Below are 22,421 nucleotides of genomic sequence, written 5' to 3'. Positions count from 1 at the left end.
ACATCACGATCCGGTCTCAGGCTCTTGTGGATGACCGTGTAATCGATTCCAATCCTCCGTACGCATTGATGTAAACGATTCCACGAGGAGGTGGAGCCGGCGATGGCGAGCATCAAGGACGTGGCCGCCGCGGCAGGCGTGTCCGTCGCCACGGTGTCGCGCGTCCTGAACGAGCACCCGTCGGTCAGCGCGGACGCACGCACGCGCGTACTGGCCGCCGTCGAGGCGCTGGGCTACCGCCCGAACGCCGTCGCCCGTTCCCTGCGCACCGACCAGACCCACACCCTCGGCCTGGTCATCAGCGACGTACTCAACCCGTACTTCACCGAGCTGGCCCGCTCCGTCGAGGAGGAGGCCCGCGCCCTCGGCTACAGCGTGATCATCGGCAACGCCGACGAACGGCCGGACCTGCAGGACCACCACGTACGGACCCTGCTGGACCGCCGCATCGACGGCCTGCTCGTCTCCCCCACCGACGGCGGCTCCCCGCTGATGCTGGACGCCGCGCGCGCGGGAACGCCGATGGTCTTCGTGGACCGGTGGATCCCGGGCGTCGAGGTACCGGTCGTCCGGGCCGACGGACGCGCGGCCGTACGGGATCTCGTCGCGCATCTGTACGGGCTCGGGCACCGGCGGCTCGCGATCATCGCGGGGCCGGCGGCGACCACGACCGGCAGCGAGCGCGTCGAGGCCTTCCGGGCGGCCATGGCCGAGTACGGGCTCCCCCTCCCGGACGCCCACATCGGCCAGGGCGACTTCCAGGCCGAGAGCGGCCGGCGGGTCACCGAGGGCTTCCTCGACCTGCCCGAGCCGCCCGAGGTCGTCTTCGCCGCGGACAACCTGATGGCACTCGGTGCCCTGGACGCGATCCGCGCGCGCGGGCTGCGCGTCCCGGACGACATCGCGCTGGCCGCGTTCGACGACATCCCGTGGTTCGTGCACACCGATCCGCCGATCACGGCGATCGCCCAGCCCACGGGCGAGCTGGGCCGGGCCGCCGTACGGGCCCTGGTGGACCGCATCGAGGGACGGGACGTCCCCGCGTCCGTCACCTTCGCCGCCCGTCTCGTCGTACGCCGCTCGTGCGGCGAGCCGGCTCCCCAGGAGCCGTCCCCCTCCCCAGTGCAAAGGAGCACGTCGTGAGCAACCCGGACGAGTTGCTGCGCATCGAGGGCATACGCAAGACCTTCCCGGGTGTGGTGGCGCTGGACGGCGTCGACTTCGACCTGCGCCGGGGCGAGGTGCACGTGCTGCTCGGTGAGAACGGCGCGGGCAAGAGCACGCTCATCAAGATGCTCTCCGGTGCCTACACGCCCGACGCCGGGCGGATCCTGGCCGGCGGCGAGGAGGTGCGCATCCACGGTGCGCAGGACTCCGAGCGCCTCGGGATCGCCACCATCTACCAGGAGTTCAACCTCGTTCCCGATCTGACGGTCGCCGAGAACATCTTCCTGGGCCGCCAGCCGCGCCGGTTCGGGATGATCGACCGTAAGCGGATGGAGGCCGACGCCGAGGTGCTCCTCGCGCGCGTGGGCGTGAACGTGTCCCCCCGCGCGCGGGTGCGCGAACTCGGTATCGCCCGCCTTCAGATGGTCGAGATCGCCAAGGCGCTGAGCCTCGACGCGCGCGTGCTCATCATGGACGAGCCGACCGCCGTGCTCACCTCGGAGGAGGTCGAGAAGCTCTTCGCGATCGTGCGCTCGCTGCGCGCGGACGGCGTCGGGATCGTCTTCATCACCCACCACCTGGAGGAGATCGCCGCCCTCGGCGACCGGGTCACGGTCATCCGGGACGGCAAGAGCGTCGGGCAGGTCCCCGCGTCCACGCCCGAGGACGAACTCGTACGGCTCATGGCGGGCCGCTCCATCGAGCAGCAGTACCCGCGCGAACGGGCCGAGCAGGGCGCCGCGTTGCTCACCGTCGAGGGGCTGACCCGGGACGGTGTGTTCCACGACGTGAGCTTCGAGGTGCGGGCCGGTGAGGTCGTCGGCATCGCGGGGCTGGTCGGCGCGGGCCGTACCGAGGTCGTACGGGCCGTGTTCGGCGCGGATCCGTACGACAAGGGGGCCGTGAAGGTCTCCGGCAGCGAGTTGAGGCGGCACGACGTGAACGCGGCCATGGCGGCCGGGATCGGCCTCGTGCCCGAGGACCGCAAGGGCCAGGGGCTGGTGCTGGACGCCTCCGTCGAGGAGAACCTCGGCCTGGTGACCCTGCGGAAGGCGACCCGGGCCGGGCTCGTCGACCTCAAGGGGCAGCGCGAGGCGGCCGGGCGGATCGCCGGGCAGCTGGGCGTGCGGATGGCCGGGCTGGGCCAGCACGTGCGGACCCTCTCCGGCGGCAACCAGCAGAAGGTCGTCATCGGCAAGTGGCTGCTCGCCGACACCAAGGTGCTGATCCTCGACGAGCCGACGCGCGGTATCGACGTCGGCGCCAAGGTCGAGATCTACCAGCTGATCAACGAGCTGACGGCCGCCGGAGCCGCCGTCCTGATGATCTCCAGCGATCTGCCCGAGGTGCTCGGCATGAGCGACCGGGTGCTGGTGATGGCCCAGGGCCGGATCGCGGGTGAACTCTCCGCCGACGAGGCCACGCAGGACGCGGTGATGTCCCTCGCCGTGAGCACCCCTACTACCGAACTGGAGGCCACCGGTGGCCACTGACACGCTCAAGAGCACGACGGGCGCGGGTGGCGCCCCGGCCGGCCTGCGCCGCCTCCTGCTCGACAACGGCGCGCTCACCGCGCTGATCGTCCTGGTCATCGCCCTGTCGGCGCTGTCCGGTGACTTCCTGACGACGGACAACCTGCTCAACGTCGGTGCCCAGGCGGCCGTGACGGCGATCCTGGCGTTCGGTGTGACCTTCGTGATCGTGTCGGCGGGCATCGACCTGTCGGTCGGCTCGGTGGCGGCCCTGTCGGCCACCGTCCTCGCCTGGAGTGCGACTTCGCACGGCGTGCCGGTCTTCCTGGCCGTGGTCCTGGCGGTCGCCACCGGCATCGTGGCCGGTCTGGTCAACGGCTTCCTGATCGCGTACGGCAAGCTGCCGCCGTTCATCGCGACGCTTGCCATGCTGTCGGTGGCGCGTGGTCTGTCGCTGGTCATCAGCGGGGGCTCCCCGATCGCCTTCCCCGACTCGGTCTCGCACCTCGGTGACACGCTCGGCGGCTGGCTGCCGGTGCCGGTGCTGGTCATGGTCGTCATGGGGCTGGTCGCCGCGTTCGTGCTCGGCCGGACGTACATCGGCCGCTCCATGTACGCGATCGGCGGCAACGAGGAGGCGGCGCGTCTGTCCGGCCTCCGGGTGAAGAAGCAGAAGCTCGCCATCTACGCGTTCTCCGGCGTGTTCGCCGCGGTCGCCGGCATCGTGCTGGCCGCCCGTCTCTCCTCCGCCCAGCCGCAGGCCGCCGACGGCTACGAGCTGGACGCGATCGCCGCGGTCGTCATCGGCGGGGCGTCGCTGGCGGGCGGCACGGGCAAGGCGTCCGGCACCCTGATCGGTGCGCTGATCCTGGCGGTGCTGAGGAACGGCCTGAACCTGTTGAACGTCTCCGCCTTCTGGCAGCAGGTGGTCATCGGTGTCGTCATCGCGCTGGCGGTGCTGCTCGACACCCTGCGGCGCAAGGCCGGGGCGACCCCGGTGACCGCCGGCGCGGGTGGCGGCAAGGGCAAGCAGGCGGGCACGTACGCGCTCGCGGCGGTGGTCACGGTCGCGATCGTAGGTGCCACCTCCTTCCTGCACAGCGGCTCCTCCGCCACGACGACCCCGAAGATGGGCCTCTCCCTCTCCACCCTCAACAACCCCTTCTTCGTGCAGATCCGGTCCGGTGCCCAGGCCGAGGCGAAGAAGCTGGGCGTGGACCTCACCGTCACGGACGCCCAGAACGACGCCTCCCAGCAGGCCAACCAGCTGCAGAACTTCACCAGTTCGAACCTCGGCGCGATCATCGTCAACCCGGTGGACTCGGACGCGGCGAGCAACTCGGTGAAGGCCGCCGGCAAGGCGCGGATCCCGGTCGTCGCGGTCGACCGGGGCGTCAACAAGGCCGCGGTGGACGCCCTGGTGGCCTCCGACAACGTCGCCGGCGGTGAGCTGGCCGCGAAGACGGTCGCCGAGAAGCTGGGCGGCAAGGGCAGGATCGTGATCCTGCAGGGCCAGGCGGGCACCTCCGCGGCCCGCGAGCGGGCGGAAGGTTTCGCCAAGGGGCTGAAGGCCTACCCGGGCATCCAGGTCCTGGCCCAGCAGCCCGCCGACTTCGACCGCACCAAGGGCCTCGACGTGATGTCGAACCTGCTCCAGGCCCACCCGGACGTCCAGGGCGTCATCGCCGCCAACGACGAGATGGCCCTCGGCGCGATCAAGGCGCTGGGCTCCAAGGCCGGCACGTCGGTCCAGGTCGTCGGCTTCGACGGAACTCCGGACGGTCTGACGGCGGTCAAGGACGGCACGCTGTACGCGTCGGTGGCGCAGCAGCCGAGCCAGTTGGGGAAGATCGCCGTGGACAACGCGCTGCGGGCGATCCAGGGCAAGAAGGTGGAGTCGACGGTGAAGGTGCCGGTGAAGGTGGTCACGAAGGAGAACGTCGCCGGGTTCACCGGCTGAGGTACCTCGGAGGCGGCCGGTGGCTCAGGGCGAGCCCCGGCCGCCTCAACTCGTTTCCCTAGGGAGTCTTTTCATGTACGACTACGACCTCCTGGTCGTGGGTTCGGCCAACGCCGACCTGGTGATAGGCGTCGAGCGGCGGCCGGCCGCCGGCGAGACGGTGCTCGGCGGCGACCTCGCCGTCCACCCGGGCGGCAAGGGAGCCAACCAGGCGGTCGCGGCCGCCCGGCTCGGGGCGCGTACGGCACTGCTGGCCCGGGTCGGCGACGACGCCCACGGCCGGCTGCTGCTCGACTCGCAGCGGGCGTCCGGGGTGGACACGGTGGGCGTGCTGGTGGGCGGGGCGCCGACGGGCGTCGCGCTCATCACCGTCGACCCCTCCGGGGACAACAGCATCGTGGTCTCCCCCGGCGCCAACGCCCGGCTGGCCCCGGCCGACGTCCGGGCCGCCGTCAGCCTCTTCCTCACCTCGCGGGTGGTGTCGGCGCAGCTGGAGATCCCGCTGGAGACGGTCGTGGAGGTCGTACGGAACCTCGCCGAGGGCAGCCGGTTCGTGCTGAACCCGTCCCCGCCGCGCCCGCTGCCCACGGAGGTACTGGCCGCCTGCGACCCGCTGATCGTCAACGAGCACGAGGCCCGGGTGCTCCTCGGCGACTCCGCCGTCGGCGAGGAGCCCGAGGACTGGGCGCGGCTGCTGCTGGCCAAGGGCCCGCGCTCGGTGGTGGTGACGCTGGGCGCGGAGGGGGCGCTGGTGTGCGACTCCTCCGGGGTGACCCGGGTGCCGTCGGTGAAGGTGGACGCGGTGGACACGACGGGGGCGGGCGACGCGTTCACGGCCGCCCTGGCCTGGAAGCTGGGCGCGGGTTCCGCACTGGCCGACGCCGCGGCCTACGCGGCCCGGGTCGGGGCGGCCGCGGTGACGAAGCGGGGCGCGCAGGAGTCGTACCCGACGGCCTCGGAGGTCGACGCGCTGTGAAGAAGGCGGGCATTCTCAACCGCCATCTGGCGGGTGCGCTCGCCGAGTTGGGGCACGGCGACGGGGTTCTGGTGTGCGACGCGGGCATGCCGATACCGGACGGTCCCCGGGTGGTGGACCTCGCCTTCCGCGCCGGTGTCCCGTCCTTCGCCGAGGTGCTGGACGGGCTGCTGGCCGAGCTGGTGGTGGAGGGGGCCACGGCGGCGGAGCAGGTACGGGGCGCGAATCCGGCGGCGGCCGCGCTGCTGGACGGGCACTTCCCCGGCCTGGCGCTGGTCCCGCACGAGCGGCTGAAGGAGCTGTCGGCGGGGGCGCGGCTGGTGGTGCGCACCGGCGAGGCACGGCCGTACGCGAACGTGCTGTTGCGGTGCGGGGTGTTCTTCTGAGGCCCTGAAGTCAGCGGCTGAGGTCCTGAAGTCAGCGACGCCCCGAAGTTTCGAGGGGGCGTGCCCGGTCCGTCGACCGGGCACGCCCCCTCGGCTTTCCCCTCCGTATCAGAACCTCGCGATCCCCCCCGGGTCCCTCCCCTGGAGGTCCTGATGCGAAGTACGACACGCGAGGTGGGGGGAGGGTTGCACGCCCACTCATGATTTTTCGCGGCTTCCTGCGACGGCCGTCGAATTCCGTTGCTCACCGCAAACCGGTGGCCTACGGTCCCGATCATGCTGAAGGACCTCTGTGCCCGCCTCGGCCTCGCCGGCGCACCGCTGACCCGGTTCGCGGACGGCTCGCAGCCGGTCTACGCCGTGGGTGACGAGCACGTGCTCAAACTGTTCCCCGGAGCTGCCGCGGCGGCCGGCGTCACCGAAGGCCGCGTCCTCGCCCACCTCCAGGGACGGCTGCCGGTGCCGACCCCGCAGGTGCGTGACTTCGGCCCCTACGAGAACGGCGGCCACTACGTCCTGATGTCCCGCCTGCGCGGCGAGAACCTGGCCCACGTCTGGAACCGGGTGCCGCGCGGCCACCGCGACCGGCTCGTCACCGAGATCGGCGAGACCCTGGCGGTGCTGCACTCCCTCGACCCCGCCCCCCTCGGGGACGTCCTCGGCCCCGCGGACTGGGGCGCCTTCCTGGACCGCCAGGCCGCCGGAGCCGTGGCTCAGCAGCGCGCCAAGGGACTGCCGGCCGCCTGGCTGGAGCAGATCCCGGACTTCCTCGCCTCGGTCCCGCTGCCGCGCGCCCCGCACCGTTCCCTGCTGCACACCGAGGTCATGCTGCAGCACTTCCTGGTCGATCCCGACGGCTGGCGTCTGACCGGGCTCTTCGACTTCGAACCGGCCATGATCGGCGACCGCGCCTACGACTTCGTGGCCGTCGGCCTGTTCGTCACCCGCGGCGACCCGCACCTGCTGGCCCGGCTCGCCGGGGCCTACGACCACACCTTCGAGCCGCCCCACCTGCTCGCGTACACCTTGCTGCACGTGTACAGCGACCTTCCCTGGTACCTGAGCGAACTGCGCGCGCCCGCCGAGGAGACGCTGCCCTCGCTCGCGGAGGCGTGGTTCGGCACGGAGTGACGTGTCGGGCCCCTGCCACCCGGGCGGGGGCCCTCGGCGCTCAACCGGCGACGTGCGTCACGAACCGTTCCGCCGTCTCCGCCAGCACCTCCCGCCCGTCCCGGGCCCACAGCTCCTCGTTGAACAGCTCGACCTCGATCGGGCCCGTGTAACCGGCCGCCTCCACATACCCCTTCCACTCCCGCATGTCGATCGCGCCGTCGCCGATCTGGCCGCGGCCGGTGAGGACGCCCTCGGGCAGGGGGGTGGTCCAGTCGGCCAGTTGGAAGGTGTGGATGCGGCCGCCCGCGCCCGCCCGGGCGATCTGGGCGGGGGCCTGGTCGTCCCACCAGATGTGGTACGTGTCCACGGTCACGCCCACCTGGTGCGCAGGGAAGCGCTCGGCGAGGTCCAGGGCCTGGGCGAGGGTGGAGACCACGCAGCGGTCCGACGCGTACATGGGGTGCAGGGGTTCGATGGCGAGGCGTACGCCGTGTTCCTCGGCGTACGGCCCCAGTTCCGCGAGCGCGTCGGCGATGCGCTCGCGGGCGCCGTGCAGGTCGCGCGAGCCCGCGGGCAGGCCGCCCGAGACCAGGACCAGGGTGTCCGTGCCGAGCGCGGCCGCCTCGTCGATCGCCCGGCGGTTGTCAGCCAGGGCCTGCTCCCGCTCGGCCGGGTCGATCGCCGTGAAGAAGCCCCCACGGCACAGGGTCGTCACCGTCAGGCCCGCGTCACGGACCAGCTTGGCGGTCGCCTCGACGCCGTACGACTGGACCGGCTCGCGCCACAGGCCCACGCCCGGCACGCCCAACTGCACGCAGGCGTCCACCAGTTCGGGCAGGGACAGCTGCTTGACCGTCATCTGGTTGATGGAGAAGCGTTCGAGTCCGGTGCTCACTGGTTCACCCCGTACAGCGACAGCAGGTTCTTCATACGTTCCTCGGCCAGTTTCGGGTCCGGGAACAGGCCGAGGCCGTCGGCGAGTTCGTAGGCGCGGGCGAAGTGGGGCAGCGAACGGGCCGACTGGAGGCCGCCGACCATCGTGAAGTGGGTCTGGTGGCCCGCGAGCCAGGCCAGGAACACGACTCCGGTCTTGTAGAAGCGGGTCGGGGCCTGGAAGAGGTGGCGCGACAACTCCACGGTGGGGTCGAGCAGGGCGCGGAAGCCCGGTGTGTCGCCCGTGTCCAGGACGCGGACGGCTTCGGCCGCCAGGGGTCCCAGCGGGTCGAAGATGCCGAGCAGGGCGTGGCTGAAGCCCTTCTCGTCGCCCGCGATCAGCTCGGGGTAGTTGAAGTCGTCCCCGGTGTAGCAGCGCACACCCTGCGGGAGGCGGCGGCGCAGGTCGATCTCGCGCTGGGCGTCCAGGAGCGAGACCTTGATGCCGTCCACCTTGTCCGGGTGCGCCGCGATCACCTCCAGGAAGGTGTCCGTCGCCGCGTCCAGGTCGGACGACCCCCAGTAGCCCTCCAGCGCCGGGTCGAACATCGGGCCCAGCCAGTGCAGGACCACCGGCTCGGCGGCCTGGCGGAGGAGATGACCGTAGATCTCCAGGTAGTCCTCGGGGCCGCGAGCGGTGGCCGCGAGCGCCCTGGACGCCATCAGGATGGCCTGCGCGCCGGACTCCTCGACGACCGCCAACTGCTCCTCGTAGGCCGCGCGGATCTCGGCCAGGGTGCCGCCGGTGATCTGATCGGTGCCGACACCGCAGGCGATCCGGCCACCCACGCTGTGCGCCTCCGCCGCAGACCGGCGGATCAGCTCGGCCGCGCCCGCCCAGTCCAGGCCCATCCCGCGCTGGGCGGTGTCCATCGCCTCGGCGACACCGAGCCCGTGGGACCACAGGTGGCGACGGAAGGCGAGCGTGGCGTCCCAGTCGACGGCGGCCGGCGAGTCGGGGGTCGTGTCCGCGAACGGGTCGGCCACGACGTGCGCCGCCGAGAAGACCGTACGGGAGGTGAAGGGGGTGCCGGTCGTCAGCGCGAGCGGTTCGGTCCGGGGCTCGTACGTCCGCAGGTCGCCGGCGGCGCCGGGAAGTTGGATGGTCACAGCGCGATCTCCGGTACGTCGAGACGGCGGCCCTCCGCCGAGGACTTCAGGCCCAGCTCGGCGAGCTGGACGCCGCGGGCGCCGGCCAGGAGGTCCCAGTGGTACGGCGCGTCGGCGTAGACGTGCTTCAGGAACAGCTCCCACTGGGCCTTGAAGCCGTTGTCGAACTCGGCGTTGTCCGGCACCTCCTGCCACTGGTCGCGGAAGACCTCGGTGGCGGGGATGTCCGGGTTCCAGACCGGCTTGGGGGTCGCGCTGCGGTGCTGGGCACGGCAGTTGCGCAGGCCGGCGACCGCCGAGCCCTCGGTGCCGTCCACCTGGAACTCCACCAGCTCGTCGCGGTTGACGCGGACCGCCCACGAGGAGTTGATCTGGGCGATCGCGCCGCCCTCCAGCTCGAAGACGCCGTAGGCGGCGTCGTCGGCCGTCGCGTCGTAGGGCTTGCCGTCCTCGTCCCAGCGCTGCGGGATGTGGGTGGTGGCCAGGGCCTGGACGGAGGTCACCCGGCCGAACAGCTCGTGGAGCACGTATTCCCAGTGCGGGAACATGTCGACAACGATGCCACCGCCGTCCTCGGCGCGGTAGTTCCAGGAGGGGCGCTGGGCGGGCTGCCAGTCGCCCTCGAAGACCCAGTAGCCGAACTCGCCCCGGATGGACAGGATCCGCCCGAAGAAGCCGCCGTCGATCAGGCGCTTCAGCTTCAGGAGGCCGGGGAGGAAGATCTTGTCCTGGACGACGCCGTGCCTGATGCCCTTCTCCTGGGCCAGGCGGGCCAGCTCCAGGGCGCCCTCCAGTCCGGTGGCCGTGGGCTTCTCGGTGTAGATGTGCTTGCCGGCCGCGATGGCCTTCTTGATCGACTCCTCGCGGGCCGAGGTGACCTGGGAGTCGAAGTAGATGTCGACGGTCGGGTCGGCGAGGACGGCGTCCAGGTCGGTGGAGACGTGCTCCAGGCCGTGCCGGTCGGCCATCTCCCTGAGGGCGTGCTCGCGGCGGCCGAGCAGGATCGGCTCGGGCCACAGCACGGTGCCGTCGCCGAGGTCGAGGCCGCCCTGTTCGCGCAGGGCGAGGATCGACCGGACGAGGTGCTGGCGGTAGCCCATGCGCCCGGTCACGCCGTTCATGGCGATACGCACCGTCTTGCGTGTCACGTCAGTCCCCTTCGTGGGCGCCGGGCGCCCCGATCAGCATCAGCATCGTCGTCGTCAGCGGCAAGCGCAGCAAGCGCTTTCTATCTGGAGAAGCTAGCCTCTGAACTGGGTCTGTACAAGACCGTGTCCTCTTCGAGTTGTTCGAGGGGGCGAACAACCGGGGTCGTTGGCCTTAAGGTCTGCTCGACACCGACCGGGAACCGTGACCGTGCCCGGCCTGTCTACGTGGAAGTACGAGCACCAATGCGCGACCAGATGCGCGACCGGAGGACGACGAGATGACGGTGACCCTGGCGGATGTGGCGGCCCGCGCGCAGGTCTCCCCCGCGACGGTGTCGCGCGTGCTGAACGGGAACTACCCCGTGGCCGCCTCCACTCGCGAGCGGGTACTGCGGGCCGTGGACGAACTGGACTACGTCCTCAACGGCCCGGCCAGCGCGCTCGCCGCGGCCACCTCCGACCTCGTCGGCATCCTCGTGAACGACATCGCGGACCCCTTCTTCGGGATCATGGCCTCAGCGATCCAGGGCGAGATCGGCGGGCCGGGCGGCCGGGCGGGCGGCGAACGTCTGGCGGTCGTCTGCAACACCGGCGGCTCGCCCGAGCGCGAACTGACCTACCTCACCCTCCTGCAGCGGCAGCGGGCCGCGGCCGTGGTGCTGACCGGCGGCGCCGTGGAGAACGCGCCGCACGCGGCGGCGGTGGCGGCGAAGCTGCGCAAGCTGGCGGAGGCCGGGACCCGGGTCGTGCTGTGCGGGCGGCCGCCGGCTCCGGACACCGAGGCCATCGCGCTGACCTTCGACAACCGTGGCGGCGCCCGCGCCCTCACGGACCACCTCATCGGCCTCGGCCACCGCCGGCTCGGCTACATCGGCGGCCCCGAGGAGCGAACCACCACCCGGCACCGCCTGGAGGGCCACCGCAGTGCGCTGACGGCGGCGGGCATCGAGGAGGACCCTCGCTGGACGGTCTACGGCCGCTACGACCGGCGGTCAGGCTACGAGGCCACGCTGGAACTGCTGCGCCGGGACCCGTCCCTGACCGCGATAGTCGCCGCGAACGACTCCGTCGCGGTGGGCGCGTGCGCCGCGCTGCGGGAATCGGGGCTGCGGATTCCCGAGGACGTGTCGGTGGCCGGGTTCGACGACCTGCCGTTCAGCATCGACGCGGTGCCCTCTCTCACGACGGTGCGGTTGCCGCTGTCGGAGGCGGGGGCCCGGGCCGGGCGGATCGCGATGGGGCGGGAGGAGCCGCCGCCCGGGGGGATTGCCTCGGTGCGGGGGGAGTTGATGGTGCGGGGGTCTACGGGGGTGCCTCGGCGCGTCGGCCAGTAGCCGACGGCCAGTGGTGCATCCGTCGCATGGCCCGACGTGGGCGGGCTTCCCCGGAGTGGGGTTTTACGGCGGAACACTGGGAGGCGGTGGACGGCGCGGGCGCTTCGACCTAGCCTCGGGGGAACGGTATCTCTGACTGAGTCAAGTATCCGGGGGCGATCATGACCGTCCAGGACGTCCGTGCCTTCAACCGCTTCTACACCGGCGTCATCGGCGCCCTCGACTACGGCCGTCACCTCTACGCGCCGTACACCCTCACCGAGTCCCGCGTCCTGTACGAACTCGCGCACGCCCGGCATCTGGACGCGGCCGACCTGCGCACCCGGCTCGCGCTGGACGCCGGCTATCTGAGCCGCATCCTCAACAAGTTCGAGGAGGCGGGGCTGATCGAGCGCGGGACGTCCGCGGCGGATCCGCGCCGCAGGAGCGTCACGCTCACCGCGGCCGGGCGCGAGGCCGCCGCGCTGCTGGACGAGCGGGCGCGGGAGACGGTCGGGGCGCTGCTGGACACCGTGGCGCCGGAGGACCGGCCGCGGCTGGCGGAGGCGATGCGGACCATCCGGGGCATCCTCGGGGGCGAGCAGGGGACGCCGGGTGATGTGGCCCTGCGGGAGCCGCTGCCCGGTGACCTCGGCTGGATCGTGCAGCGCAACGCCGCCCTGTACGCGGCCGAGTACGGCTGGAACGCCGACTACGAGGGGCTGGTGGCGAGGATCGTCGCCGACTTCGCCGAGGACCACGACCCGCATCTGGAGCGGGTGTGGATCGCGGAACTGGACGGGCGGGCGGTGGGGTGTGTGATGTGCGTGCGGGACGACGCTCCCGCCACCGCGCGGCTGCGGCTGCTCCTCGTGGAGCCCGACGCGCGCGGGCACGGCATCGGTGACCGGCTGGTGCGGGCCGTGGTCGACTTCGCGCGCGGAGTCGGCTACCGCGACCTGGTGCTGTGGACCAACGACGTGCTCAGCAGCGCCCGGCATCTCTACCAGCGGCACGGCTTCGTGCTCGTCGCCGAGCGGCCGCACCGCTCCTTCGGCAAGGATCTGATGGGGCAGGACTGGCGGTTGGATCTGCCCGGATCGGGCGTGTGACGAGTAGGGTCCGAGCATGAAGCTGGCGTTCTCCACTCTCGGTGTCCCCGGCCTGCCCATCCCTGAGGTCCTGGCGCTCGCGACCGCGCACGGCTACCACGGCGTCGAACTGCGCACCCATCCCGAGGAGCCGGTGCACCCCGGCCTCCCCGCCGCCGAGCGGGCCGAGACGGCCGCGCTGTTCAAGGGGGCCGGGGTCGAAGTGCTGGGCCTCGCCGGGTACGCACGCGTCGCCGCGCCCGGCGACGACACCCCCGTCCTCGACGAGATCCGTCAACTCCTCCAGCTGGCCCACGACCTGGGCGCCCCGTTCGTCCGGGTCTTCCCCGGCGCCGACCCGGACCGGCCCCGCGAGGAGTCCGACGCCATCGCCGCCCGGCGGCTGGGCACCGCCGCCGAGGACGCCTCCGCGCTCGGTGTCCGGATCCTGCTGGAGACCCACGACTCGCACCGCACCGCCGCCGACGCGATCCGCGTCCTCGGCCCGGTGGGCCACCGGCAGGTGGGCGCGCTGTGGGACGTGATGCACACCTGGCTGGGCGGCGAGCAGCCCTCGGACAGCTACGCGGCACTCGCCCCGCACCTCGGCTACGTCCAGGTCAAGGACATCGCCTCGGTCGACGACACCACTCCGCTCCCGCTCGGCGCGGGCATCCTCCCGCTCACCGAGTGCGTGGACGTCCTCTCCCGCCACGGCTGGGACGGCTGGCTGTGCTGGGAGTACGAGAAGCGCTGGTACGAGTCGGCGGCCCCGCTCCCGGACCTGCTGAGCGCGGGCCGCGACCACCTCGTACGCCTGCTGGGCGAGGCGGCCTAGCCCGCCCACGGCCCTCGCGGAGGACTGCCGCGTAGTGCCCGGCCACCGGATAATTCGCTGGCCGGGCCCTGGGCCCCCCGATAGCCTCCCCCGGTGATTCCCCCACCCGCACGCTGTGCCCTCCCCTGCCCCCGCCCAGTCTCATGAGCCTCAGCCGCTCGCTCATTGACGTACGGCCGCTGCGTACCTCGCCCGTCTTCCGGCGGCTGCTGGTCGGGCGGACCGTGTCTCTGCTCGGTGGGTACATGACGCTGGTGACGGTCATGTACCAGGTGTGGGACATGACCCGCAGCACGGCGTGGACCGGTGCGGTCGGGCTGGCGCAGGCGTTGCCGCTGGTGGTGTTCGGGCTGTTCGCGGGGGCCCGGGTGGACCGCGCGGACCGGCGGCGGATCTTCCTGACGGCCACCGTGGGCCAGGCCGCCTGCTCGCTGCTGCTGGCCGTGCAGGGCTTCGCCGGGCATGTCCCGGTGGTGACGGTGCTCGCGCTGGTCGCCGTCCAGTCGTGCTTCGGTGCGCTCGGCGCCCCGGCGGCCGGTGTCTTCGTGCCGCGGCTGCTGCCCAAGGACCAGGTGCCCGCCGGTCTCGCCCTGAACCAGATCACCGGCCAGGCGATGTTTCTGCTCGGCCCGGCCCTGGCCGGTGTGCTGCTGGGCTGGCTGGGCATCGGCGTCTGCTATCTGCTGGACGCGCTCAGCTTCGGTCTCGCCTTCTACGGCGCCTTCGGGCTCCCCGCGCTGCAGCCGGAGGGCGAGCCGTCGCGGGCGGGGATGCGCGGGGTGCTGGACGGGCTGCGGTTCCTGGCCGGGCACCGGGTGGTGCGGGGCGCGCTGATCACCGACCTCGCCGCCACCGTGCTGTCCTTCCCGGTCAGTGTCTTCCCGCTGGTCAACGCCGAGCGGTTCGGGAACAGCCCGCGTACCCTCGGCCTGCTCCTGTCGGCCCTCGCGGTGGGCGGCCTCGCGGCGACGGCGCTGTCCGGCTCGCTGACCCGGCTCGGCCGGCCGGGCGCGGTGATGCTGTGCGCCTCCGCCACCTGGGGTGCGGCCCTGGTCGCCTTCGGTCTGTCGACCGACCCCTGGATCGGCCTCGCGCTCCTCGCCGTGGCCGGGGCGGCGGACGCCACGGCGGTCGTCTCCCGGTCCACGATCGTGCAGACCCGCACCCCGGACGCGCTGCTCGGCCGGGTCACGGCGGCCGAGGCGATCGTCGGCCAGGCGGGGCCCAGCCTCGGCAACGTACGCGGCGGCCTGGTCGCCGGCTGGAGTTCCGGCGCGACCGCCCTGGTCACCGGCGGCGTGATGTGCGTCCTGGCGGTGACGGCGGTCGCGGCGACGACTCCCGAGCTGAGGGACCGGGCTACCGGGCTGCCGGACGCGCCGTGAGCGGTACGGAGCCGTCCAGGCACCAGTCGAGCACGCCCGGCCAGGAGCCGTAACCGGCGTCCAGGTCGAGGTGCGCGGCGCCCGGGACGACGTCGGTGGGAATGCCGAGCGGCGCACCGAAGAGGCGGTCGGCGCCCTCGGGGCAGTACGGGTCGTCGTCGCCCGCGACGAGCCGGGTCGCGCCGGGCAGTACGAAGTCGGGGGCGGGCGGTGCGAAGGCCGCCACCTCCGGGTACCGGACGAGGACGGATCCGGACGGCGGCGCGACGAGCAGCACCCGGTCCGCGTACCTCTGCTGCTTCATGCCCCGGGCCGCGGCGTGCAGCCACAGCACGGCGGAGAGGCTGTGCGCCACGACGACCCGCTCCCCGGAGTCGTCCAACTCCTCCAGGTGGCGGGCCAGTTCGCCGAGCCACACCTCGAGGTCCGGGTCGTCCGGGTCGGGCAGCTGCGGGTAGGTGACCCGGTGGCCCAGGGCGGTGAGCCGGCCGGCGAGCCAGTGCTGCCAGTGGCCCTCGGGCCGGTGGTTCTGCCAGCCGTGCAGGATGAGGTACGAGTGCGTGGTCATGCGGGCGATGATTTCCGCTCCCTTTCTTCCGGTCCAGTCAGTGTTTCCGGGCGCTCAGTGCCGCGAACGCCTCGTGGAAGTCCGGGAACGTCTTCCGTACGCAGCCGGGATCGTCGTACGACAGCCCGGGCGTGCGCAGTCCGGTCACCGCGAAGGACATCACGATGCGGTGGTCGCCGTAGGACTTGATCCCGACGTCCGGCAGGGGTGTGCCGGGCCGGATCTCGATCCAGTCGGGGCCGGTCGCCACGTCCACGCCGAGCCGCCGCAGGTTCTCCGCGCAGGCCTCCAGGCGGTCGCACTCCTTCACCCGGGTGTTGGCCACGTCCTCGATACGGACCGGACCGGAGGCGAAGGGTGCGATCGCGGCGAGGGTCGGCATGGTGTCGGAAATGTCCCGCATGGTGACGGTCAGGCCGCGCAGAACTCCCGTGCCGCGTACGGTCGTCCGGTCCGCGGCGACGTCCACCTCCGCGCCCATCCGCCGCAGCACCTCGACGAACCGCAGGTCGCCCTGGAGGGCCGCGGAGCCGAGGCCGGGCACGGTCACCTCGCGGCCCGGGGTGACGGCCGCCGCGGCGAAGAAGTAGCTGGCGGTCGAGGCGTCCGGCTCGATGGCGTAGGTGGTGGCCCGGTAGCCGCCCGGCGGGACCTCGAAGACCTCGCCGTCCCGGACCACCTCGACGCCGAACGCCCGCATCATCGCCAGCGTGATCTCCACGTACGGCACCGAGACCAGGTCGGTCACCCGGATCCGCAGGCCGTTGCGGGTCAGCGGGCCGAGCAGGAGCAGCGCGGTCAGGTACTGCGAGGACTGGCCGGCGTCCAGCACGACCTCGCCGCCCTCGACCCCGGCCGCCCGGACGGTCAGCGGGTGGTGGCCCTCGGCCTCCTCGTGCCGCAGGTCGACGCCGAGGTCGCGCAGGGCCCGGGTGAGCGGGGCGAGGGGGCGCCGGCGCATCTGCGGGGAGGCGTCGAAGCGGTAGGTGCCGTGGCCCGCGGCCGCCAGGGTGGGCAGGAAGCGGGCGGTGGTGGCGCCGTCGCGGCAGTACACGTCGGCCTCGGCGAGCGCCGGGCCCTGCGGGCGGCCGTCCACCTGCCAGGCGTCCGGGGTACGGCCCACCCGGTAGCCGAGCCGGACCAGGCCCTCGGCGAAGCCCTCGGTGTCGTCGGAGCGCAGGGGCCGTACGAGGGTGCTGACGCCGTCGGCGGCGGCCGCGAGGAAGAGCGCGCGGGCGGTGATGGACTTGGATCCGGGGATGTCGACTGCGGGCATGGCCGCCATGATGGTCCGTCGCCCGGGCGGATGGGCGGAATGTCCAGGGGCTGGACCACGCCTCCTCGCACGCCCACGGGAACCCGTCGCCCTCCCCGCCCGTCCAACGCACAAGCTGCCGGACGAATCCGTGGTGCGGTGTCGGCCCTCGCCGCAGGCCGCGAACGCCGACGTACCCTCTCCGCCGCACCACGCCCGACAGCCCACCGCCATCGGCGCGCCCCCCTCCCAAGCGCCGATGGCGGCCCCATGCTGGCTTACTGTGCAGTCACTTGACGGAAAGAAACTTCCCGGATATTGGTGGCTCCTCGGAAGTTTCCTTCAGCGGTTCTCCTCTGGAAGGAGCGCACGTGCACGACAGCAGCACGGGAAGCACGGGAAACACCGCACGGCCGTCCAGACGGACCGTCCTCGCCGCGACCGCAGGGCTCACCGCCGCGCTGACCGCCCCGGCCACCGCCGCCCACGCCGCCACCCCGAACGACCGCAGGCTCCGCGCCCTCGTCTCCCGCATGACGCTGGAGGAGAAGGTCGGCCAGCTCTTCGTGATGCGGGTCTACGGCCACTCCGCCACCGCCCCCGACCAGGCCGACATCGACGCCAACCTCAAGGAGATCGGGGTCCGCACGGCCGCCGAGCTGATCGAGAAGTACCGGGTCGGCGGGGTCATCTACTTCACCTGGGCCCACAACACCCGCGACCCCCACCAGATCGCCGACCTGTCCAACGGCATCCAGCGGGCCTCGCTGGAGCAGCCCCGTGGCCTGCCGCTGCTCATCGCCACCGACCAGGAGCACGGCATAGTGTGCAGGGTGGGCAAGCCGGCCACGCTGTTCCCGGGCGCGATGGCGATCGGGGCGGGCCGCTCCCGTTCCGACGCCCGCACCCTCGGCCGCGTCTCCGGTGCCGAGCTGCGCGCGATGGGCATCAACCAGGACTACTCCCCCGACGCCGACGTGAACGTCAACCCGGCCAACCCGGTCATCGGCGTACGGTCCTTCGGGGCCGACCCGGACGCGGTGGCGGCCCTGGTCGCGGCCGAGGTGAGGGGCTATCAGGCGTCCCGGGTCGCGGCGACCGCCAAGCACTTCCCGGGGCACGGCGACACCGCCGTCGACAGCCACACCGGCTTCCCGGTCATCACGCACAGCCGGGAGCTGTGGGAGAAGCTGGACGCGGTCCCCTTCCGGGCCGCGATCGAGGCGGGCATCGACTCGGTCATGACCGCCCACATCCAGTTCCCGGCCCTCGACGACTCCGGCGACCCGGCGACCCTCTCCCACCCGATCCTCACCGGCATCCTGCGCGGCGAACTCGGCTACGACGGGGTCGTGGTCACCGACTCCCTCGGCATGGAGGGCGTGCGCACCAAGTACGGCGACGACCGGGTGCCGGTGCTGGCCCTGAAGGCCGGAGTCGACCAGCTGCTCAACCCGCCCTCGATCGACGTGGCCTGGCACGCGGTCCTGAACGCCGTCCAGAACGGCGAGCTGACCGAGGCCCGGCTGGACGAATCGATCCTGCGGATCCTCCGGCTGAAGGGCCGGCTCGGACTCCTCGACCAGGCGTACGCCACCCGGGCCGGCGTCGATCGCACCGTGGGCACCGAGTCCCACCTGGCCACCGCGGACCGGATCGCCGAGCGGACCACGACCCTGCTGGTCAACGAGGACGACACCCTCCCGCTGGACCCCCGCACCACGCCCAGGATCCTGGTCGTCGGCGCCGACCCGGCCTCCCCGTCCGGCACCACCGGCCCGCCCACCTCGGTCCTGGCCGGCGCTTTCACCGAACTGGGGTTCACCGCCACCGCCCTGTCCACCGGCACCGCCCCGTCCGCGACGACCGTCGCCAAGGCGGTGGCGGCGGCGCAGGACGCGGACGCGGTGGTCGTCGGGACGTACAACGTCACGGCGGGCAGCGCCCAGCGAACCCTGGTCGAGCAGTTGCTCGCCACCGGCAGACCGGTCGTGGCCGTCGCCATCCGCAACCCCTACGACGTGGCCCAGTTCCCCGCCGTGAAGGCCTGCCTGGCGGCCTACTCCTGGACCGACGTCGAACTGCGCGCCGCCGCGCGGGTGATCGCCGGACGGGTGGACCCACGGGGCAGGCTCCCGGTGCCGGTGCAGCGGGCGGATGATCCGACGCAGGTGCTGTACCCCCTCGGTCACGGCCTGACGTACTAGACGTACGTCACACACCGGACACACCCCACCCAAAGGGCGGAAACCCCACCGTTCGCCTGGCGTGGCCCCCTCACCGGGGCCACGCTGGACGGGGGTGTCTGGGGGGTTGGCGATGCGCGGGAAAGGTGCCACGGGGGTGGCGTACCGGCTGCTGCCGCTAGCCCCTGCCCTCATCATGGCCTTGCTGGTCAGCGGCTGCCAGGGCCCGGCCGACGCCCCGGTGGGCAACGCCCGTCCCGCCACCCTCCGCCCCACCGGCTACGGCGCCCAGTTCCTCGGGGTCGGCGAGTGCAGCTCCTTCGGCACCGCCAGCTTCACCGAGGTGCCCTGCACCAGCGAGCGGGCCGCCGCCCGGGTCGCCGCCCGCTACGACGGCACGGTCACCGACGGCCCGCTGTGCCCGCCCACCACCGACTTCGTCCTGCACATCAGCGAACAGCGGCCGCAGGACGACGAGGACGGCGACGGCGCGATCCCCCAGGGCTACGCCTGCATGCGCAACCTGGAACCCCCGCACCCCGGCGACCCGGGCGCCGGCGGCGGCCCCCGCACGATCCCCGGCGACTGCGTGTACGACTCGGGCGACGGCCAGGTGCGGGAGACGGCGTGCGACGGGTCGGGGCCCCGGAAGCCGCGGTACAGGATCACCAAGGCGGTCCCCGACCGATCCGACTGCCCCGCGTCGACCGTCCTCTACGTCCAGCTGAGCGGGCAACGGCCGGTGGGCTGTGCCCGGCCGGTGTGAGGGCTCCTCCGTACGGCCCCCTACGAGCTGCGGCACCTGTCGGACGTGATCGATGCTGGCCGGGATCCCTGATGAGCGCCCGCGAGCAACGAAGGAGGCGTCTTGACCACACCTCTGACCCGAATTCCACTGGAGGGCGGGGGCTGCCTTCTGGTCGAGGGGGCGGCCGGCTTCAAGGGGCCGGTGAAGGCCGGGCTCGTCGGGGACGCCATTCGTGAGGTGCCGGAGACGCTGCAGCAGGCTCTGGTACCGATCACCCAGGCCGCGCAGGCCGCCCTGGACCAGCTGCGCAAGGCCCGGCCCGACCAGATCACGGTCGAGTTCGGGGTGGACCTCGCGGTCGAGGCCGGGGCGGTGATCACCAAGAGCCGGGCGAACTGTCATCTGCAGGTGACGGTGTCGTGGACGGGCGACGGTGGCTAGCCCCGGAAGAAGGGCTGACGATGGCATGCCGTCGGACCTGCCCACGGCGGTCGCGCAGATCCTCGGGCCGGACGGGAGTGTGGCGGGGGCGGGTTTCCTGGTGGCCGAGGACGTCCTGGTCACCTGTGCGCACGTGGTCCGGGCGGCCGGGTCCGGGCCCGGGGAGCGGGTGCGACTGGCCTTCCCGCGTGCGACGAGTGCCGACGGGCTGGAGGGGGACGTCGAGGGGTGGCGTGCGCCCGAGGGCGAGGACGTCGCCTTTGTCCGGCTCCGTGAAACGCCGCCGAGTACGCGGGTGTTGCCGCTGGGCTCCGCGGCGGGGTGCGGTGGCCACGAGGTCCGGTCGTACGGCTTTCCGGCCCAGGCACCGCGGGACGGGCACCTGGGCTTCGGCACGGTGGGCGATCTGCTGCCGGCCTCGCAGGACGGGAGCGCGCTCCTTCAGCTGACCGACGCCAACGACCTCACCACCGGGTTCAGCGGCGGGCCCGTCCTGGACCAGGAGACCGGCCTGGTCGTCGGCATGGTCACCGAGATCACGGCGCCCGACGGGTTCAGGCGGGGACAGGGCATCGCGTACGTCACCCCGACCGAGGTCCTGCGGGAGGTCCGCCCGGAGCTGGCGGCACAGGAGGTCTGCCCTTATCGGGGCCTGGAGCCGTTCACCGCGGAGCACGCCCGCTGGTTCGAGGGGCGCGGGGACGCGGTACGGCAGGTCGTGGCGAACCTGGCCCTGGGGCGGCGGCTGACGCTGCTGCTCGGGCCGTCCGGGTCGGGCAAGTCGTCACTGATCCAGGCGGGTGTGCTGCGGGCGCTGGCGGAGGGGGAGGTGGTGGGGAGCGATCGGTGGCTGCCGGTGCTGGCCCGGCCCCGGCAGGATCTGCCGACGGAGATCGAGCGTGCCGGGCTGCCCGGGGCGGCGCGGGACGGGATCACGGCCGCGGTCATCCGCAGGCTGGAGAAGGAGCCCGACCACGAGCGCGTTCTGCTGGTCGTCGACCAGTTCGAAGAGCTTCTGGTCCAGGGCGCCGACGGCCGGCTGCGGGACTTCCTGGACGTCATCAACGACATCACCGCGGCCGCCGACGCGCCCACCAGGCTCAGCGTGATCCTGGTCATGCGCGACGACTTCTATCCCCAACTGGCATCCCTCGCACCCAAGTTGCTGGAGGCCTCGACACCCGGGCTGCTCAACGTCCCGGGCGCGCTGAGCCAGCGCGACCTGCACGACATCATCGTGCTGCCCGCCGAGGACGTGGGACTCCGCTTCCAGCCGGGACTGCCCGAGCAGATCATCAGCGACGTCCTGGAGAGCAGCCCCGAAGCGACGGCGACTCGGCTGGCACCGGTCACTGTGCTGCCGCTGCTGGAGCTGACGCTCAAGCAGCTGTGGTCCCGGCGGGAGGACGGTTACCTCACCCATGAGGCGTACCGGCGCATCGGGGCGGTCACCGGAAGCCTGACGACGTGGTGCGACAGCGCCCTGAACAAGTTGTCCGCCGATCAGCAGCACATCGCGGAGCGCATCCTCACCTCGCTGGTGCACCCGGAGGACCCCGGCCGCCGCATCCCCGCCGTCCGCGCACAGGTGCCCCTCAACGATCTGCGCGACCTGGCGGCGGGCCCGGACGGTTCACCCGACGGCGACATCAACATCGTCATCGCCACGCTCACGAACCATCGCATCATCACCACGCAGTCGCTCCGCGATCCCCGTCGCCCCGATGCGCCTCCCAGGGAGCCGGTGGCGGAACTGATTCATGACGCGCTCATCCGTGACTGGGGCAAACTGCGGGATTGGGTGCGCGAGGATCGCCAATTCCAGGGGTGGCTCAACCGCACCCGTGAACGGCAGCTCCGCTGGGCCGCGGAGAAAGACCCGGGTGACCTGCTCGCGGGGACGGCGCTCGGGGAAGGCGTCGACTGGTCACGGGAACGTGGTCTGCCCGACGACATCGCGGCCTTTCTCTCCGCGAGCCGGCAACGCCAGGAGGCGGTCGCCCAGCGGCGCAGGCGGCTTGTCATGGTGCTGGCCACGTTGCTGGTGCTCGCGGTCCTTGCTGGCGCGGGGGCGTTCTCGCAGTGGCGGACGGCTGTCGCGGAACAGCGGGCGGCGCTGTCCCGGCAGCTCGCTGCCCAGTCCAACAACCTCATCGGCGTGAACCCCGAACTCGCCTCACTGCTGGCTGTCCAGGCATACCGCACCAGCCGCACTCCCGAATCCATCGAGAGCGTGCAAACCGCCGCAGCCCTCCCGCTGCCCAAGCGCTTGTCTGGTCACACCAACCCGGTGTCTTCAGTGGCTTTCAGTCCTGATGGCCGCACTCTCGC

Annotated in this window: 19 protein-coding genes; 14 read left to right on the top strand and 5 right to left on the bottom strand. The window is 72.3% G+C overall.

From position 1 onward, the window contains the following. Nucleotides 1–102: 102 nt before the first annotated feature. The 6 genes from BEK98_RS01580 (at nt 103) to BEK98_RS01555 (ending at nt 7,092) form a co-directional block, all read left to right on the top strand. Nucleotides 103–1,143, top strand: a complete 1,041-nt coding sequence (locus BEK98_RS01580) for a LacI family DNA-binding transcriptional regulator (protein WP_094214504.1) — start codon at nt 103–105, stop codon at nt 1,141–1,143. Then, nucleotides 1,140–2,660 carry a sugar ABC transporter ATP-binding protein gene (locus tag BEK98_RS01575; RefSeq protein ID WP_094214503.1) on the top strand — a complete coding sequence of 507 codons (1,521 nt, stop codon included), beginning with the start codon at nt 1,140–1,142 and terminating at the stop codon, nt 2,658–2,660. The genes BEK98_RS01580 and BEK98_RS01575 overlap by 4 nt, the downstream gene beginning before the upstream one ends. Continuing rightward, complete coding sequence (locus BEK98_RS01570; protein ID WP_094214502.1) at nt 2,650–4,599, top strand: ABC transporter permease/substrate-binding protein; 1,950 nt, start codon at nt 2,650–2,652, stop codon at nt 4,597–4,599. The genes BEK98_RS01575 and BEK98_RS01570 overlap by 11 nt, the downstream gene beginning before the upstream one ends. 73 nt (nt 4,600–4,672) lie before the next feature. After that, a complete protein-coding gene (locus BEK98_RS01565) occupies nt 4,673–5,575 on the top strand; it encodes a ribokinase (RefSeq protein WP_094214501.1) in 903 nt (300 codons plus the stop codon). After that, entirely contained in the window at nt 5,572–5,961 is a 390-nt protein-coding gene (rbsD, locus tag BEK98_RS01560; RefSeq protein WP_094214500.1) for a D-ribose pyranase, read from the top strand. The genes BEK98_RS01565 and rbsD overlap by 4 nt, the downstream gene beginning before the upstream one ends. A 276-nt stretch (nt 5,962–6,237) precedes the next feature. Next, on the top strand, nt 6,238–7,092 hold the full coding sequence (locus tag BEK98_RS01555; RefSeq protein WP_094214499.1) for a phosphotransferase family protein: 855 nt from the start codon (nt 6,238–6,240) through the stop codon (nt 7,090–7,092). A 40-nt stretch (nt 7,093–7,132) separates the two neighbouring features. Here the strand turns inward: BEK98_RS01555 and BEK98_RS01550 are convergent, their stop codons facing one another. From BEK98_RS01550 to BEK98_RS01540, 3 genes are read right to left on the bottom strand one after another with little or no spacing between them, the layout of a single operon-like run. Continuing rightward, nucleotides 7,133–7,933, bottom strand: a complete 801-nt coding sequence (locus BEK98_RS01550) for a sugar phosphate isomerase/epimerase family protein (protein ID WP_094214614.1) — start codon at nt 7,931–7,933, stop codon at nt 7,133–7,135. Between the two features lie 32 nt (nt 7,934–7,965). Beyond that, nucleotides 7,966–9,117, bottom strand: coding sequence for a dihydrodipicolinate synthase family protein (locus BEK98_RS01545; RefSeq protein ID WP_094214498.1), 1,152 nt, complete (start codon nt 9,115–9,117; stop codon nt 7,966–7,968). Next, nucleotides 9,114–10,265, bottom strand: coding sequence for a Gfo/Idh/MocA family protein (locus BEK98_RS01540; protein ID WP_094214497.1), 1,152 nt, complete (start codon nt 10,263–10,265; stop codon nt 9,114–9,116). The genes BEK98_RS01545 and BEK98_RS01540 overlap by 4 nt, the downstream gene beginning before the upstream one ends. A 278-nt stretch (nt 10,266–10,543) precedes the next feature. On the opposite strand from BEK98_RS01540, the gene BEK98_RS01535 reads away from it, so the two are divergent. From BEK98_RS01535 to BEK98_RS01520, 4 genes are all read left to right on the top strand, one after another. Continuing rightward, entirely contained in the window at nt 10,544–11,599 is a 1,056-nt protein-coding gene (locus BEK98_RS01535) for a LacI family DNA-binding transcriptional regulator (protein ID WP_094214496.1), read from the top strand. Nucleotides 11,600–11,760: 161 nt separating this feature from the next. Further along, a complete protein-coding gene (locus BEK98_RS01530) occupies nt 11,761–12,690 on the top strand; it encodes a bifunctional helix-turn-helix transcriptional regulator/GNAT family N-acetyltransferase (RefSeq protein ID WP_094214495.1) in 930 nt (309 codons plus the stop codon). 16 nt (nt 12,691–12,706) lie between these two features. Beyond that, complete coding sequence (locus BEK98_RS01525) at nt 12,707–13,507, top strand: sugar phosphate isomerase/epimerase family protein (protein WP_094214494.1); 801 nt, start codon at nt 12,707–12,709, stop codon at nt 13,505–13,507. Between the two features lie 143 nt (nt 13,508–13,650). Continuing rightward, the gene (locus BEK98_RS01520) at nt 13,651–14,892 is read left to right on the top strand and encodes an MFS transporter (protein ID WP_094214493.1); all 1,242 of its coding nucleotides are present in this window, start codon (nt 13,651–13,653) and stop codon (nt 14,890–14,892) included. Here BEK98_RS01520 and BEK98_RS01515 read toward each other — a convergent pair. Both BEK98_RS01515 and aroA read right to left on the bottom strand, forming a co-directional pair. After that, a complete protein-coding gene (locus BEK98_RS01515; protein ID WP_094214492.1) occupies nt 14,867–15,460 on the bottom strand; it encodes an RBBP9/YdeN family alpha/beta hydrolase in 594 nt (197 codons plus the stop codon). The two genes, BEK98_RS01520 and BEK98_RS01515, sit on opposite strands and share 26 nt — an antisense overlap. 37 nt (nt 15,461–15,497) lie before the next feature. Beyond that, nucleotides 15,498–16,736, bottom strand: a complete 1,239-nt coding sequence (aroA, locus tag BEK98_RS01510; protein WP_094214613.1) for a 3-phosphoshikimate 1-carboxyvinyltransferase — start codon at nt 16,734–16,736, stop codon at nt 15,498–15,500. 350 nt (nt 16,737–17,086) lie between these two features. Here aroA and BEK98_RS01505 point away from each other — a divergent pair, with 350 nt between their 5' ends. The 4 genes from BEK98_RS01505 to BEK98_RS01490 all read left to right on the top strand — a co-directional run. Then, entirely contained in the window at nt 17,087–18,922 is a 1,836-nt protein-coding gene (locus BEK98_RS01505; protein ID WP_094214491.1) for a glycoside hydrolase family 3 protein, read from the top strand. Nucleotides 18,923–19,034: 112 nt separating this feature from the next. After that, complete coding sequence (locus BEK98_RS01500) at nt 19,035–19,667, top strand: hypothetical protein (RefSeq protein ID WP_094214490.1); 633 nt, start codon at nt 19,035–19,037, stop codon at nt 19,665–19,667. A 102-nt stretch (nt 19,668–19,769) separates the two neighbouring features. Then, nucleotides 19,770–20,090 (top strand): CU044_2847 family protein, encoded by a 321-nt coding sequence (locus BEK98_RS01495; protein ID WP_094214489.1) that lies wholly within the window; start codon nt 19,770–19,772, stop codon nt 20,088–20,090. Between the two features lie 25 nt (nt 20,091–20,115). Next, the coding region (locus BEK98_RS01490; protein WP_208642976.1) for an nSTAND1 domain-containing NTPase at nt 20,116–22,421 on the top strand (2,306 nt) is incomplete at its 3' end.

The sequence above is a fragment of the Streptomyces diastatochromogenes genome, assembly GCF_002242805.1.
GTDB classification, from domain to species: domain Bacteria; phylum Actinomycetota; class Actinomycetes; order Streptomycetales; family Streptomycetaceae; genus Streptomyces; species Streptomyces diastatochromogenes.
Note: the sequence above shows the minus strand (reverse complement) of the source record. Positions and strands in the feature narration are given on the sequence as shown.

Coding starts and splice junctions, on each gene's coding strand:
- BEK98_RS01580 (WP_094214504.1), top strand. CDS start 103: ATGGCGAGCATCAAGGACGTGGCCGCCGCGGCAGGCGTGTCCGTCGCC.
- BEK98_RS01565 (WP_094214501.1), top strand. CDS start 4,673: ATGTACGACTACGACCTCCTGGTCGTGGGTTCGGCCAACGCCGACCTG.
- BEK98_RS01555 (WP_094214499.1), top strand. CDS start 6,238: ATGCTGAAGGACCTCTGTGCCCGCCTCGGCCTCGCCGGCGCACCGCTG.
- BEK98_RS01550 (WP_094214614.1), bottom strand. CDS start 7,933: ATGACGGTCAAGCAGCTGTCCCTGCCCGAACTGGTGGACGCCTGCGTG.
- BEK98_RS01535 (WP_094214496.1), top strand. CDS start 10,544: ATGACGGTGACCCTGGCGGATGTGGCGGCCCGCGCGCAGGTCTCCCCC.
- BEK98_RS01530 (WP_094214495.1), top strand. CDS start 11,761: ATGACCGTCCAGGACGTCCGTGCCTTCAACCGCTTCTACACCGGCGTC.
- BEK98_RS01525 (WP_094214494.1), top strand. CDS start 12,707: ATGAAGCTGGCGTTCTCCACTCTCGGTGTCCCCGGCCTGCCCATCCCT.
- BEK98_RS01520 (WP_094214493.1), top strand. CDS start 13,651: ATGAGCCTCAGCCGCTCGCTCATTGACGTACGGCCGCTGCGTACCTCG.
- BEK98_RS01515 (WP_094214492.1), bottom strand. CDS start 15,460: ATGACCACGCACTCGTACCTCATCCTGCACGGCTGGCAGAACCACCGG.
- aroA (WP_094214613.1), bottom strand. CDS start 16,736: ATGCCCGCAGTCGACATCCCCGGATCCAAGTCCATCACCGCCCGCGCG.
- BEK98_RS01500 (WP_094214490.1), top strand. CDS start 19,035: ATGCGCGGGAAAGGTGCCACGGGGGTGGCGTACCGGCTGCTGCCGCTA.